We start from the raw sequence: 13358 nt of genomic DNA, 5'->3' as shown, positions 1-13358 counted from the left end.
AAGCCTACCTAGGCTTTCTTTTATTTTACAATTTCAAACGTTTCTTCGACTTCAATGGACCCTATGACAGATTGGACCATTGAACAGTTTTTACGAGTGAGGTGCAGAGCTTTTTCTATTTTCTTCTCATCTAAATCTCCTCTAATCGTGAAGTGAATATACACTTTTTCTACTCGGTTTGCTTCTGCTTCGTTTCTTTCCACCTTTGCCTCCATGGAAATATCTTCGTACGATAAGCGCATTTTATCTAAAATGCTTCGTAGCACCCCGCCGCTGCAAACCGCAATGGACGAGACTAATAGCTGAAAGGGTCTGAACCCGAATTCCTCGTTCCCAGAAATATGTAACTCACCGTAAGGAAGTTCAGTCGTAAATCCGCCTTCTTTCATGGTAAAATGCATGTTGGTCACTCCTTTTTCATTTTGAATTCTCTTTGATTTTATCGAAGAAAGAAGAAGTTGCCAATTTTTACGCTAGGTCATATAAAATGGGAGGCAAACTATGATTTCACCTAGAACTCGGTTTTGGATATTGGTCAGCATCGTCGCCATCTCTGGATTATCACAAGGCATGCTTCTTCCAATCATTGCAATTATTTTTGAACAGGATGGAATCAGCTCCTCTCTTAACGGGCTACATGCAACCGGAATCTATATCGGCATTCTGCTTGCTTCTCCTTTTATGGAAGAACCATTAAGAAGAATGGGCTATAAGCGAATGATCATTATTGGGGGATTCGTTGTAGCCGTATCCCTTTTATTATTTCCTGTGTGGCAAAGCTTTTGGTTCTGGTTTATTTTACGCTTAGCCATAGGGATTGGAGATCATATGCTCCATTTCTCTACCCAAACTTGGATTACGAGCTTTTCTACGAAAGAAACTAGAGGAAGGAACGTTTCGTTATATGGTGTGTCTTTTGGAATCGGATTTGCTGTAGGCCCGTTGTTTGTAAACCTTCTATCTATTAATCAAGCACTTCCTTTTATAATCTCATCTGGATTAAGCTTTATGGTTTGGGGACTTGTTTTCTTTTTAGGGAATGAATACCCAGAAAAGGATGAACATGGAAGAGCAAATTTTTTCGGTTCTTTTCATCGGTTCGGTAAGGTTTGGAAATATGCTTGGGTGGCACTACTGCCTCCATTTGGGTATGGCGTATTAGAGGCTTCCTTAAACGGTAATTTTCCAATTTACGCGATCAGAAGTGGAATGGATACCAGTGCAGTGTCCATTATTCTTCCGGCCTTTGCCTTTGGGGGAATCTTATTTCAGTTTCCACTTGGGATATTAAGTGATCGATTTGGGAGGGAAGTTATTCTTAAATATATTTTACTTATAGGAGGAGTGTCTTTCTTTGTGGCATCATTTTTCGAAGAATCGTCTTTCCTATTAACACTCCTATTTTTTATTGCAGGATTGGCAGTTGGCTCTACGTTCTCATTAGGTATTTCGTATATGGCTGATTTATTACCTCACTCCCTTTTACCCGCAGGCAACATCATGTGTGGCATCTTATTTAGCATTGGTAGTATAGTAGGTCCTATAATGGGAGGACTTGTGATTCAATATGTAGACGGTATAAGCTTCTTTCATTTTTTAGCTGCACTATTAGTCGCGCTATTTATATCGATGGTTTACTTCTCATGGAAGCAATCTTTTAGGGGTATGGTAAAAGAGGGAAAGAATTAAGCTACTTTCTTTCCTTCTTTTAGTCCATAATTCCCGTTCTTACTATTCTTGTATCAATCTCTGTTTTGATTTGAGCCTGAGGGTAAAGTTCTCTCCATTCTTCTATTGTCAATTCCTTGCCTCTAACCTTTGCATTGTATACCATGCCAAAGCCGATTGGATCTGAATTCAACTCTTGTAGAACGGCTAAGACATTTTGTAGCCGTTTTTCCATTCCTTTATTAATTAACTTTTGAAATTCATCTGTTTTTTGTTGATCATTAAAGATTATATCCTCTGATATTTCTTGAACAGCACAATCTAATTGTATCTTCACCTCAAACGAAGGAATATTAGGATCCACTAACTTAATTTTTGCCTCACTTTTTATTTGGTCCACTACAACATGAATTTCATCTTTTTTTGGTTCCATATTTATTAATTCTGTAGAAAAATCTAATACAGGTATATCAATCTCTGTTGTACCTGCATCATATTTATCTCGGATTAATTTAATATAAAATCCTTCTCTCGCATTAATCTCTCCCACTACTTTATCATCCTGGAAAATGGCCAGGCCATCTGCTAGTACCATCCCGTTTCTTAACTCCATCATGGGGAGAATAGGGTCACGACCAGGATCATAATAAGCTTGTAAAAACTCATGTAAAGTGCACGATATAATCGTCTCGCTTTCAATATTCTGTTCTATAAGCTGAGATAGATAGTTTCCCATACTCAGAATCGGAGATTTTAGACGTAGTAACTCATTGGCTCTACTCTTGCTGACCGATAGATAAATCATGGTTCCGATAGATGAATCTCGGCTAAGAGTATCTGTGATAGAAATGACCCCTTTTTCCCCTAACTCTTTTCCGAACGTAACAACACGTAATTGCCCCGAAACAATCTTGTTACTCGTTTCAAGGTTGATTGATTGACGTATAGATTTAGATGTCTCTCCAATCGATTGGACAGTTTGAATCGCTTCTTTTTTTAACGGGTCAAATTGATTTAATACGAGGGTCCCAAGTATCCTGCCGTCATCTTCTAAATCATATCCCGCCGCTGTTGATAATCCGAGTTGCTCTAACTCATGATTTTGTACACAGGATGCTAAGAAAAAAACAAAAGAAATAAAGCCCACCCTTTTTTCCACATCTCGTTAGCCTCCCTTCACTATATTCGTGATAATTTTTTTCATTTTTATGATGCTATATAAAACAAATGGATAGATAATGACGAGGACTCCACCAATATTCCCAACCCAGTCAACAAATACATTAATATCTGCTCGTCTTTTAAACATAATAATCACACAAAAGGCTATGGCTGCAAGTGCATAGACTGCATACTTTTGAGGCACTTTAAAGGTTGTTTTAACACCTCTAGTGGCACTCCATAAATAAAATAGTAAATTGGGAAAGATGACAACCATTAATACTGGTACTGCGACATATTCAAACCTTTCTAAAAACGGAAGTTTCACAATTTTAAACATCGATAAACTCGCCCAAATCGTTTTTTCAAGCTGTTCCCCACTAAAGTACACAATCGCTAAAATGGTTAAGGAACAGACAATGAGGGTGGTAAATGAGACTCCTATCTGAGCGTATTTAAGCACATTATTCTTTTCTTTTACAAACGGATAGACAAACAAAATCATTTCAAACCCTAACATGGTATACATAGAGGCTTTCACTCCTCTAAATAACTCTCCTGGGGAAGCTTCCAAAACAGGTTGAAGGTAGTACCAATTGGCGTAGTTAATTGGTTCATAGAAAAAATACAATACTCCTACTGTCCCAATGAAAACCATAAAAGATACACCTACTATAACGCGTATGCCTCCCATCACTCCCTTAACAGCAAGTAGGGTTAATATTAACCCTAAAAGCCACGCTCGCATTTCAGCAAATATCCAAGCTTGGACAATTTCAATATAACCAATCACAATAGAACAATAGACAGATAATAAGTAGAGAGAGAGAGAAAGATTCATTCCTCCGCCTACCCATTTTCCAAATACCTCTTTTTGAATTTCGTATATATCCAAATGGTTATATTCCTTTAAGATTTGTATCATTACCCAGACGGTCAGGTTAATTAGAACTCCTGCAATAAGCACAACAATCCACGCATCTTGCTTTGCTTCAATGTACAGTATGCGTTGTACTCCAGCAACTCCCAGCCCGATTTGTGAGGTATGAACAATAAACGCGACTAAAAAAGCATTAAAATACACATGATTTTTTGCTTGGATATTGTTCTTCATGACATTACCCTCTATTCACTAGGATCTTTTTTCGTTTTTGCTTCTTTTGCTGGATATCGATCTGGGTCTTGTGGACGGTTACTAACAGGTCTTTTATTCGAATAAGAGTACGGAATTCTAACAATCGAATCCTTTAAATCACCAAACCGGAAAGGATATGCTGGTACCATATACGGCTGACCCATGCTTGTTAATTGCAACAAGTGAAGCATTAAATAAATAATACCCACAACGATACCAATGGCTCCCCATAAACCAGCTAAGATGATTAGAGGAAAACGAATGATCCGAATCACCGCTCCCATGGTGTAACTTGGCGTTGTAAAGGTACCGAGTGCACTTAATGCGACAATAATGATTAAGATGTTACTAGTAAACCCCGCTTCTACAGCCGCTTGACCAATGACAATTCCCCCTACAATACCCATGGTTTGACCAACCTTAGTAGGTAATCTCGCCCCAGCTTCACGCAATAACTCTAAGATAAATTCCAATACTAATGCTTCAAAGACCGGGGGAAACGGAACATTTGCTCTTGATTGGCCTAGGGTAACGAGTAGGGCAGACGGAATAATTTCATAATGGTACGTTAACGATGCGACATATGCGGGTGTTAATAAAACCGAAAGAATCATCGCTATATATCGAACCATTCGAAGAAAGGTTCCTATATTCCATCGAGTATACACATCGTCTGTTGTCTCAAAAAAGCTGCTAAAGGAGGTGGGACAAATAATCGCATTGGTGCTTCGGTCAGCTAAAATGGCTATTTTCCCCTTTGATAACAAAAAACTCACTCGATCTGGTAATTCAGTTAATAAGGTTTGAGGAAATAGTGAAAATTCATTGTCGTCTAAGTACTGTGCAAGAACAGAAGAATCCACCATATCATCTACGGTCAAATCTTCTAACCTCTGGCGAACCGTATTTACAACCGATTCATCTGTTAAATCCTTTAAGTAGACTAATCGAACCTCCGTATGGTTGCGTTCACCAATCATTAACTTTTCAAAGCATAAGTTCTCATCTCGTACTTTTCGTTGAATTAAGTGTATATTGGTTTCAAGACTGTCAGTGAAGGCAAGGTTGGGTCCGAAAATAAGAGACTCATTTTCAGAGGAGGCAATAGATCTTTCAACATTTTTGCAAAGGTGAACGAGGATACCCTCTTCTTCCTGGTCAAAGTGGATGAACACTGACCCAGCTCTAATATTCTCACTAATGATTTTGGCATCATTTGAACGATTAATCTGGCTAACTGGTAGTTTATTTTCTAGCACACTATACGAAATTTCATCCTTAATATGGTGCTGAATCACATTTAAAATATTTAAATCGATTACTTTTTGATCGACTAACGTTTGGATAAAATATAAGGTGATTTTAACGTCAAGCTTTTCGAACGTTCGGGTTATTAAATCCTCATGATCTTTGATGTTTTCTGTTACCTTCTCTATCAACGTTAACGGTTTCTCCTGCGCTTTTTTCTCAATGCGCCTCCTGTTACCTCTTTTAAATAACATATTCACAACCCACCATTAGTAATGTTTCCCTTATTATCCGTAAATACGTAAAAAGCATACACACTAAAAAAAGACTAACGTAAAAGTCATAGACCCTTACATTAGCTTACATTCGTTTCCTTATCCTTCTTTCACTTGTCGCTTCGAACGATTCACGATCACAATTCCACTTGCAACAAATAATAACCCTAACAACACAAACATATGAATAGCTTCATTTAGAATAATGGATGAGAGCATCACACCGAAGACAGGAACAAGGAACAAGTACATGGACACTTGACCCACTTGATTATATTTCATGACATTATTCCATAATACAAATCCTGCCGCGGATAAAAACGCCAAATACAGCAGAATTAGGCTTGATTGAAGAGTAAAACTAAATGGCATAAATCCGACTGAAAATCCACCGATAAGTAAAAGCCCAACCGAACCAATTAGCATTTGATACGACGTAATATAACTTACTTCCATTCGCTGAGCTTCATTTCGAGCCAGGATATTTCCAAATGCACTAATCATCATAGCACTTAAAAGTAAAATCTCTCCCAAACCGAAATTAAGGGTAACTTCTCCGTTTGTTATGTTGACGAGAACAACTCCTGTAAATCCAACTAGTAAGCCAATGGCTTTTCGAGTACTCATCTTATCATTGCGATACATAAAATGAGCGAGTAAAATTTGAAAGAAGCTTGTCGTACCTGCAATAATACTTCCTTGAATTCCTGTACTTAAGCTTAATCCAATATAGAATAAAACATATTGTAAGAACGTCTGAAAAAATCCAAGCTTCGCTAGAGGAACAATTGTCCCTTTTTGATAGCGCATTTCTCGACCTAATACAGTAAATAAAATAAATATAAGAACTCCCGCTAAGAAAAATCGATAGCCTGCAAACAGCATTTGCTCACCAATCTCATCAGATGAGATCTCAAGAAGCTGATAGCTCCACTTAATAAAGGGAAACGCGCTTCCCCATAAAAAGGTAGACACAATGGCAGACCCTAATATTCCAAGAGGATGGGTAAAAAATCGTTTAGCCGTCATCTTTTCCTCCAAAAATTTGTCCTTTTGACACACAACTTTCTTTCTAACTCATACATTGTATGATAGGATGAAATTAAAATAAAATCATTTACTCAAGCTAGGGAGAACTCCTTAAAGTCCGTTTTTGCTGTCACCTCTATAGGTGGCAGCTTTCGTGCTTTTTAGGGGACTGATGTTGATTGTTATTCTCATTAAAGCCAAGAAGGGAGAGTATGTAATATGAGTACAGAATCTTTACCATTAATGAAACAAAAGGAAGAAAACCTAACCGTATGGGGAAAAATCGAGCCTCATTTAGAACTCATTTTAGCTGTCATTAGTGGTGCCCTTATTTTAAGTGCATGGATTTTAGATCAATCAGGATTGGAAACATGGTCCGTCTCACTTTATATCACCGCTTTTGTAATAGGAGGATTCTTCAAAGCAAAGGAAGGGATTGAAGAATCCATCGCGGACCGAGAGCTTAACGTAGAGATGCTGATGGTGTTTGCGGCAGTAGGCTCTGGTATTATCGGCTACTGGACAGAAGGGGCGATATTAATATTCATATTCGCCGTCAGTGGTGCACTAGAAACCTATACTATGAACCGTAGTCACAAGGAAATATCGGCTCTTATGGATATTCAACCTCAGCAAGCTCTACGTATTCACAATGGAGTAGAAGAAACTGTACATGTATCAGAGCTAGGCATTGGAGATATCATTCGAATTAAGCCCGGTGAACGTGTACCAGCAGATGCTGAAATTGTAAGTGGAGAAACGACGATTGATCAGGCAGCCATAACGGGCGAATCGATTCCTGTTGAAAAGCAATACGGAGATGAAATTTACGCTGGAACAGTCAATGTGAAAGGCTCTATCACAGCAAAAATCACCAAGCATGCTAGTGAAACACTTTTTCAAAAAATTATTAATCTTGTTCAATCTGCTCAAAGCGAAAAGTCTCCATCTCAGCAGTTTATCGAAAGATTGAAGGCCAATATGTAAAGGGGTTCTTCTTGTTGTTATTCTAATGATGTTTCTCCCTCATTTTTTACTAGGCTGGTCATGGACCGATACATTTTACCGCGCAATGGTATTGCTTGTAGTGGCTTCACCATGTGCCTTGGTTGCTAGTATAATGCCCGCCTCCCTTGCAGCCATTTCAAATGGTGCGCGACAAGGGATCCTTTTTAAAGGGGGAGTTCATTTAGAACGACTAAGTACGATAAAAGCCATCGCATTTGATAAAACTGGAACCTTAACAAAGGGAAAACCTGAAGTTATACATGTGAAAACAGCGAACAATATGAAGGAAGAAGAAATTCTTTTACACATGGCCTCTATTGAAAATCAATCCAATCACCCATTAGCTCAATCTATAGTCCGGTATGTAAAAAGAAAACATGGGGTAGAGCTCATTGAGCCTGAACGTCTAGAGGATGTGTCTGGATGTGGTGTTCAAGCGTCTATCGGAGGAGCTAAATGGAAGATTGGTAAGCGAAATTTCGTAGGGGAAGAGAAGGCTACAAGCTTTTCAGATGGTGTAGATATTCTCTGGGCAAAAGAAGGAGCGACTATTGTCTATGCCATGAAAGAAGATGAAATCGTTGGGATGCTTGCTTTAAAGGACGTGGTACGAGAAGATACCATGAGGGCATTACAAACCTTAAAGGATGAAGGCATCTACACCATCATGATTACAGGAGACAGCGCTGAAACAGCTCAAGCAATAGCAAACGAAACCCATGTAGACGAGTTCATTTCAGAATGCTTGCCTGAAGAAAAGGTAACAGAAGTAAAAAAGCTTTTACAAAAATACGGATCTGTTGCCATGGTCGGTGACGGTATTAACGACGCTCCGGCTCTAGCTACTGCATCAGTAGGAATTGCGATGGGAGAAGGAACGGATGTCGCTTTAGAAACCGCAGATATCGTTCTGATGAAAAATGATTTACCGAGAATTGCTGAAGCGATTCGCCTATCCAAAAAAATGCGAAGAATCGTAAAGCAAAATATTGCGTTCTCCCTAGCTGTTATTACATTACTTGTGATATCTAACTTCCTGCAGTTAATTGACCTACCTTTTGGTGTAATCGGACATGAAGGAAGTACGATATTAGTCATCTTAAATGGACTACGACTATTACGATAAAGTGAAAAAGTAGGGAGCCTCCCTACTTTTTTCTAATGATACCCATTCTGTCCATTTGCAGAACCGCTTGTCTTCTGCTTTGGCTTATGCTTGCTGTTTTGCTTTGTACCGCCGTCTTTTTTCGTATGCTTCGTCATCATCGTCCCTCCCTTCTCATGGTGATAGTTTGCCTGTTTGGAGGGGTAACATGTATAAGGATAGATGGAGAATTTTTCTGAAGGGAGTAAGCGGATAAGCCTATTTTCTAGTATCAAATCCCTATCCCCTGGTTCGCTCCGATCGGAAGTGAAGGATGTGCGCTCAGTAAGCCCGTTATACCACTCGTTCACCCTACTTTTACCGTATCTTTAATAAAAAGAATGACCACCGCCATCCTTTTGTAAAATCTTAATAGTATATTAAGGTTCCTACTAACGAAATAAGAATCATGAGCACCATTCCGACCATAACTGGACTAAATTTAAAATCAAACGCTTTTGTCTCACCTTCTTGGATTCCCGTTGCTGCTCGCTCAGACGCATTGTGGACTTTATTACTGTTATGTATCGCAAGACTATAAAGCCAAATCGCTCCAAAAGCTGCAATGCTACCTAAAAAATAAATTTCCATAAATTCCATACCTATTACGATTGAGATAAGATACAATCCCCCTGTTTCCATAATGATGGTCAGTAAAAACAACCCAACATATTTTAACATTTCATCATTCCTTTCCTTGCTCGTTAGTGAATATATAGTCACCTGCTCACAGAAGGTTACACTTTTTTACTTTTCTGTCCTTTTAAATATCCTGAATAATCTACTGATCCACAAAAATAAAAAGACTAGAATCCTCAAGATTCTAGCCAATTTAACATCTTTTATTCAAACGATTGTTCATTAACGCATTTATCTCTCCACCTACTAACAAGATGATTCCCGTTAAATAAAACCAAACCATTAAGACAATAATCCCTCCAATACTCCCATACGTAGCAGAGTAATTGGCAAAATTACTAACATAAAAAGAAAACGCGAGAGAAATGAGAATCCAACCAAGTGTAGCAAAGATAGCGCCTGGAAAGGCACTCGTGCATTTTATTTTTAAATTGGGTGCTAAGTAATACACTCCAATAAATATGGTGATGAGAACAAGCGGAGAAACTAAGAATCGCAGTCCTCCCCAGAGAATATCAAAGAGCTGAGAAAAACCCAAAAAATCCATCCAGTACATTCCCAATTTGCTTTCCAAACACCGGTAATAATAAGGCAATAATAAAGACTAGAATCATGCCGATTGTTAAGAGAACAGATAACCCTCTTTGAATATAAAATGGTCTCTCCTCACTAACCTCATATGCACGGTTCAACGACTTAATCACGGCATTCATTCCGTTTGAAGCTGTCCAAATCGTTGCGATAATCCCGAAAGAAAGTAGTCCCCCATTTCGGTTTGTCATGACTTCTGTTAACGTTTCTTCAACTGTATCCATTGTTTGGCCTGGTGCGTAATTTCTTACTGTATCCAGCACATCTGTTACAGTAAAAGGTAAGTAAGATAATAAGGTCACAAGGAAAATTAATAACGGAAATAGTGATAGTAAAAAAAAGTAAGCTAACTGGGCTGCAAACCCAGTTAGATCTGATTCTTGTATTCGTTTCCCTAACGTCTTCCAAAAGGAAAGGGAACTAAATTCATGAATCGCGTTCATCAAATAGAACACCTCATTTAATTCTGTTCTTGGTACGTACGAATGTTATTTTCATTATATTTTACATTTCCTGTACTATTCATGCCTGTTCGATTATTTTGTACGGAGCTAGCAGTTGTCATACCCTTAGACTCTTCTTTTGATTCTTTATCCAGCTGGTTTTCTGATAGCACTTCTTTATAATTGTTTTTAGAATCCATCAGAGTTTCTTGAGTTTCATCAAGCACCTCTTTCACTTCAGGAGCAATGTCATTGCGTACTTTTTCAAACTTTTCATTTATAAATTTGAAGTCGTCGTTTAATTGTTCCGTCGCAACCTTGACCTTCTCATATAGTTCCTTCATGTAATCCCCTAGATCTTGCGGATTTTTTGAATAGTATTTCACTTGCTCTGATCCTTTGCGAGACGTGTTTACAACATTTTTACGAGTATTTTTATCTGCTAAACTCACAAGCGCTCCAATAGCTGCTCCATAAATTAACCCTTGTACTAACTTATTCTTTGCCATAATCAATGATCCCTCCATTAGTTTTAATAAAAAATTTTTATCTTGTATTATTTTGTATATTACCTAATTGGACCGGCTTAAAACCTATATGCCACCCAATCAATGACAAGGAATAATTGATGAGATGAGAGAATAAAGGTATGATAGAGGTAAATTTGCTACGAAAGGGACATGAAAAATGGATCTTACAACAAAATCTCCAGAAAATATTCACTACATGATTACAGAAATTAAACAGAAATTAAAAATGGTTAACGACTCAGCATTAAACGCTGAAAACTTCTCCAACTCTTCTTACGACGATGTGAAAGATTTGTATAACTTTGTGATCAAGAAAAATTCGTTTAGTCCAAACGAGATGCAAGCGATTGTTGAGGAACTAGGAAATTTAAGAAAATAAAGGGCAATACCCTTTTTATTCTTTCATGATTCATACCTAGAGGAGATTATTATGGACTTATTTTTCTATATTACAATTATCATTGGTTTAACCCTGCTGTTTGTATATGTTCTAATTGAAAAAGTATTAACTTATGAACTTAAGAAAAAAGAGTTAGAGCTTGAATTTAACAAGCTTGAGATGGAGAAGTTAAGGCTAAAAGAGGAAGAAAAGGAAAACCGGACTGAAGAACTTGACTACCTAGTTGCTAATAAACAACCTATCCTGTTTAGTAAAACAAGAGGTTGACTCAAGAGGTCGTTAAAAGACGATTTTTTTGAGTCACCTCTTTTCTTGTGTGTTTTTATGTAAGTATATGGAATTTTAATTCGCTTATCTTTCCTAAATCTCATATTAACTCTTGTTATCTTATTCTTTCTTGTTGCTTTTGCTTGGTGGTTTCCCATTTTAATAAATTATGGGCAACACAAATAAGTCCCCAATTTGTTATATTTTTTGAGAGACCTCGATGAGTTAAACGTGAAAATTCACGATTATATTTTATTTGACCAAACACAGGTTCAACCTCTATTTTTCTTTTCCTGTATGTTTGCTGACCATCTTCCGATGCTAATTTTTCACGAACTCTTTTCCGTTGTTTTTGGTTTTCTATTGAAACCTGTATCGTCTTTACTTCGTTGCCCTTTGCACATGTTGTTTGAAATGGACACCCCTTACACTCCACACACCGATAGGTGCGTTTGAGAGATTCATATCCGTTCTCTGTTTTCATTTTCTTCTCGAACTGAAACGTCAGTTTTTTCTCGTTCGCACAAATCCACTCGTCTAACTCTTCGTCATAGTCCATGTTTTCTATTCGTCCCACTTGTTGTTTCCACGCTTTGGTGGATTCTTTATCTATAGTGCTATATTTAATCAACGGTTCTATTTGGTTCTTCTCGCAGTAATCGTAATTTTCCTCGCTACCGTATCCAGAATCTGCGATTAAGGTTTTAGGGGTTGGACGATTATATTTCTTTAATACTTCTAGATGTGAGATGAAACAACCAGGATCGCCTGCACGTTGATGAAGACTAAAGCCGATAATAAACTGATTTTCTGTTCCAATTTGCACATTATATCCTGGTTTTAATTGACCATTCATCATATGGTCATCTTTCATTCTCATAAAGGTGGCATCGGGATCGGTTTTCGCGTAACTATTTCGTTGCCCAAGAAGTTTCTTTTGTTCTTCATATTTTATTTTTCTTGGTAGTAACTCTTTTTCAAGTTGACGCTTCGCTTTTTTTAACGGTTTATTTTTAGGATCTTGTACGAGCTTTTCTTCAAGTTGTTGAATGGTCTCACTAATTTTTTCTGATGAAATAGGGGCATCTTCTAGCTTTTCATGAAGGTCTAATTCTAATTCCGCAGATTCGTCTTCTCGTGAAACTCTTTCAATATCTAGTACGATTTGATGGAACTTCTCATTTAGTTTTTGATCATATCTTTCAGTCGACTTTCTCCATACGAACGTATATTTATTTGCGTTGGCTTCTATTTTGGTTCCATCGAGAAAATAATCTTCCAGTTTGATATAGCCTTCCTCTTTTAGAAGATCAATAATGGAGAAAAATGTTTCATAAATTACATCTTTCATACGCTCTGAACGAAATCGATTGATTGTACGGAAATCGGGTTGTTGTTCACCGGAAAGCCACATGAAAATTATGTTTTCAGAAAGTTGTTTGGCAATTTGACGAGAGGAATAGATCTTATTTGTGTAGGCGTATAAGATTACTTTTAACATCATTTTAGGTGATAGGCGGGTCTTCCGCCCCCGGGGTAAAGGGAAGAAAAGATGGTAGGACTCATTTTGTCAACGGCACTATCAATTAGCCTCGCTAGATGGCGTTTGGGTATGAGGACTTCAAGATCCATTGGAAGAGTTAGTTGATTTGTGTTATAGTTTTTGTACATAGAAAATCGTTCCTTTCTTGGCTAATTATTTGTGGTGACTTAATTATACCAAATGGGAACGATTTTCTTTTTTTATTTTATTGAAATTTTACATTTGTTCCTATTGATTAGGTTGATTGGAGCGAAAGGTGCGAGACTCCCGAGGGAAA

Annotated in this window: 10 protein-coding genes and 3 pseudogenes; 4 read left to right on the top strand and 9 right to left on the bottom strand. The window is 37.7% G+C overall.

Annotation, left to right across the window (positions count from 1 at the left end; translation table 11 throughout):
* Positions 1-20: 20 nt before the first annotated feature.
* A complete protein-coding gene (locus tag M44_RS03300) occupies positions 21-401 on the bottom strand; it encodes an OsmC family protein (RefSeq protein WP_010170822.1) in 381 nt (126 codons plus the stop codon).
* 100 nt (positions 402-501) lie between these two features.
* Between M44_RS03300 and M44_RS03295 the strand changes: the two genes are divergently transcribed.
* The gene (locus tag M44_RS03295) at positions 502-1689 is read left to right on the top strand and encodes an MFS transporter (protein WP_010170820.1); all 1188 of its coding nucleotides are present in this window, start codon (positions 502-504) and stop codon (positions 1687-1689) included.
* A gap of 19 nt (positions 1690-1708) precedes the next feature.
* Here the strand turns inward: M44_RS03295 and M44_RS03290 are convergent, their stop codons facing one another.
* The 4 genes from M44_RS03290 to M44_RS03275 form a co-directional block, all read right to left on the bottom strand.
* Positions 1709-2827, bottom strand: a complete 1119-nt coding sequence (locus tag M44_RS03290) for a Ger(x)C family spore germination protein (RefSeq protein WP_010170819.1) — start codon at positions 2825-2827, stop codon at positions 1709-1711.
* A 6-nt stretch (positions 2828-2833) separates the two neighbouring features.
* A complete protein-coding gene (locus tag M44_RS03285; protein WP_010170817.1) occupies positions 2834-3943 on the bottom strand; it encodes a GerAB/ArcD/ProY family transporter in 1110 nt (369 codons plus the stop codon).
* An 11-nt stretch (positions 3944-3954) separates the two neighbouring features.
* The gene (locus tag M44_RS03280) at positions 3955-5466 is read right to left on the bottom strand and encodes a spore germination protein (RefSeq protein WP_010170816.1); all 1512 of its coding nucleotides are present in this window, start codon (positions 5464-5466) and stop codon (positions 3955-3957) included.
* A gap of 120 nt (positions 5467-5586) precedes the next feature.
* Positions 5587-6516: a DMT family transporter gene (locus M44_RS03275; RefSeq protein ID WP_010170814.1), complete on the bottom strand. Its 930-nt coding sequence runs from the start codon at positions 6514-6516 to the stop codon at positions 5587-5589.
* 219 nt (positions 6517-6735) lie between these two features.
* Here M44_RS03275 and M44_RS19960 point away from each other — a divergent pair.
* Positions 6736-8650, top strand: a pseudogene (locus tag M44_RS19960) (heavy metal translocating P-type ATPase).
* 387 nt (positions 8651-9037) lie between these two features.
* On the opposite strand, the gene M44_RS03260 reads toward M44_RS19960, so the two are convergent.
* The 3 genes and pseudogenes from M44_RS03260 to M44_RS03250 form a co-directional block, all read right to left on the bottom strand.
* Positions 9038-9349, bottom strand: coding sequence for a hypothetical protein (locus tag M44_RS03260; protein ID WP_010170810.1), 312 nt, complete (start codon positions 9347-9349; stop codon positions 9038-9040).
* Between the two features lie 151 nt (positions 9350-9500).
* Positions 9501-10341: pseudogene (locus M44_RS19950) on the bottom strand (YihY/virulence factor BrkB family protein).
* Positions 10342-10358: 17 nt separating this feature from the next.
* On the bottom strand, positions 10359-10850 hold the full coding sequence (locus M44_RS03250) for a YtxH domain-containing protein (protein WP_010170809.1): 492 nt from the start codon (positions 10848-10850) through the stop codon (positions 10359-10361).
* A 178-nt stretch (positions 10851-11028) separates the two neighbouring features.
* On the opposite strand from M44_RS03250, the gene M44_RS03245 reads away from it, so the two are divergent.
* On the top strand, positions 11029-11250 hold the full coding sequence (locus M44_RS03245) for a DUF1128 domain-containing protein (protein ID WP_010170807.1): 222 nt from the start codon (positions 11029-11031) through the stop codon (positions 11248-11250).
* Between the two features lie 51 nt (positions 11251-11301).
* Positions 11302-11538, top strand: coding sequence for a hypothetical protein (locus tag M44_RS19945; RefSeq protein WP_010170806.1), 237 nt, complete (start codon positions 11302-11304; stop codon positions 11536-11538).
* 115 nt (positions 11539-11653) lie between these two features.
* Here the strand turns inward: M44_RS19945 and M44_RS19940 are convergent.
* A pseudogene (locus tag M44_RS19940) lies at positions 11654-13170 on the bottom strand (IS1182 family transposase).
* Positions 13171-13358 lie beyond the last annotated feature (188 nt).

Origin of the sequence: Bacillus coahuilensis m4-4 (assembly GCF_000171615.1) — a bacterium.
Lineage (GTDB): Bacteria > Bacillota > Bacilli > Bacillales > Bacillaceae_K > Bacillus_T > Bacillus_T coahuilensis.
Note: the sequence above shows the minus strand (reverse complement) of the source record. Positions and strands in the feature narration are given on the sequence as shown.

What these genes read in the sequence shown, in the direction of transcription:
- M44_RS03300 (WP_010170822.1), bottom strand. Translation starts at nt 401, where the DNA reads ATGCATTTTACCATGAAAGAAGGCGGATTTACGACTGAACTTCCTTAC.
- M44_RS03295 (WP_010170820.1), top strand. Translation starts at nt 502, where the DNA reads ATGATTTCACCTAGAACTCGGTTTTGGATATTGGTCAGCATCGTCGCC.
- M44_RS03285 (WP_010170817.1), bottom strand. Translation starts at nt 3,943, where the DNA reads ATGAAGAACAATATCCAAGCAAAAAATCATGTGTATTTTAATGCTTTT.
- M44_RS03280 (WP_010170816.1), bottom strand. Translation starts at nt 5,466, where the DNA reads ATGTTATTTAAAAGAGGTAACAGGAGGCGCATTGAGAAAAAAGCGCAG.
- M44_RS03275 (WP_010170814.1), bottom strand. Translation starts at nt 6,516, where the DNA reads ATGACGGCTAAACGATTTTTTACCCATCCTCTTGGAATATTAGGGTCT.
- M44_RS03260 (WP_010170810.1), bottom strand. Translation starts at nt 9,349, where the DNA reads ATGTTAAAATATGTTGGGTTGTTTTTACTGACCATCATTATGGAAACA.
- M44_RS03250 (WP_010170809.1), bottom strand. Translation starts at nt 10,850, where the DNA reads ATGGCAAAGAATAAGTTAGTACAAGGGTTAATTTATGGAGCAGCTATT.
- M44_RS03245 (WP_010170807.1), top strand. Translation starts at nt 11,029, where the DNA reads ATGGATCTTACAACAAAATCTCCAGAAAATATTCACTACATGATTACA.
- M44_RS19945 (WP_010170806.1), top strand. Translation starts at nt 11,302, where the DNA reads ATGGACTTATTTTTCTATATTACAATTATCATTGGTTTAACCCTGCTG.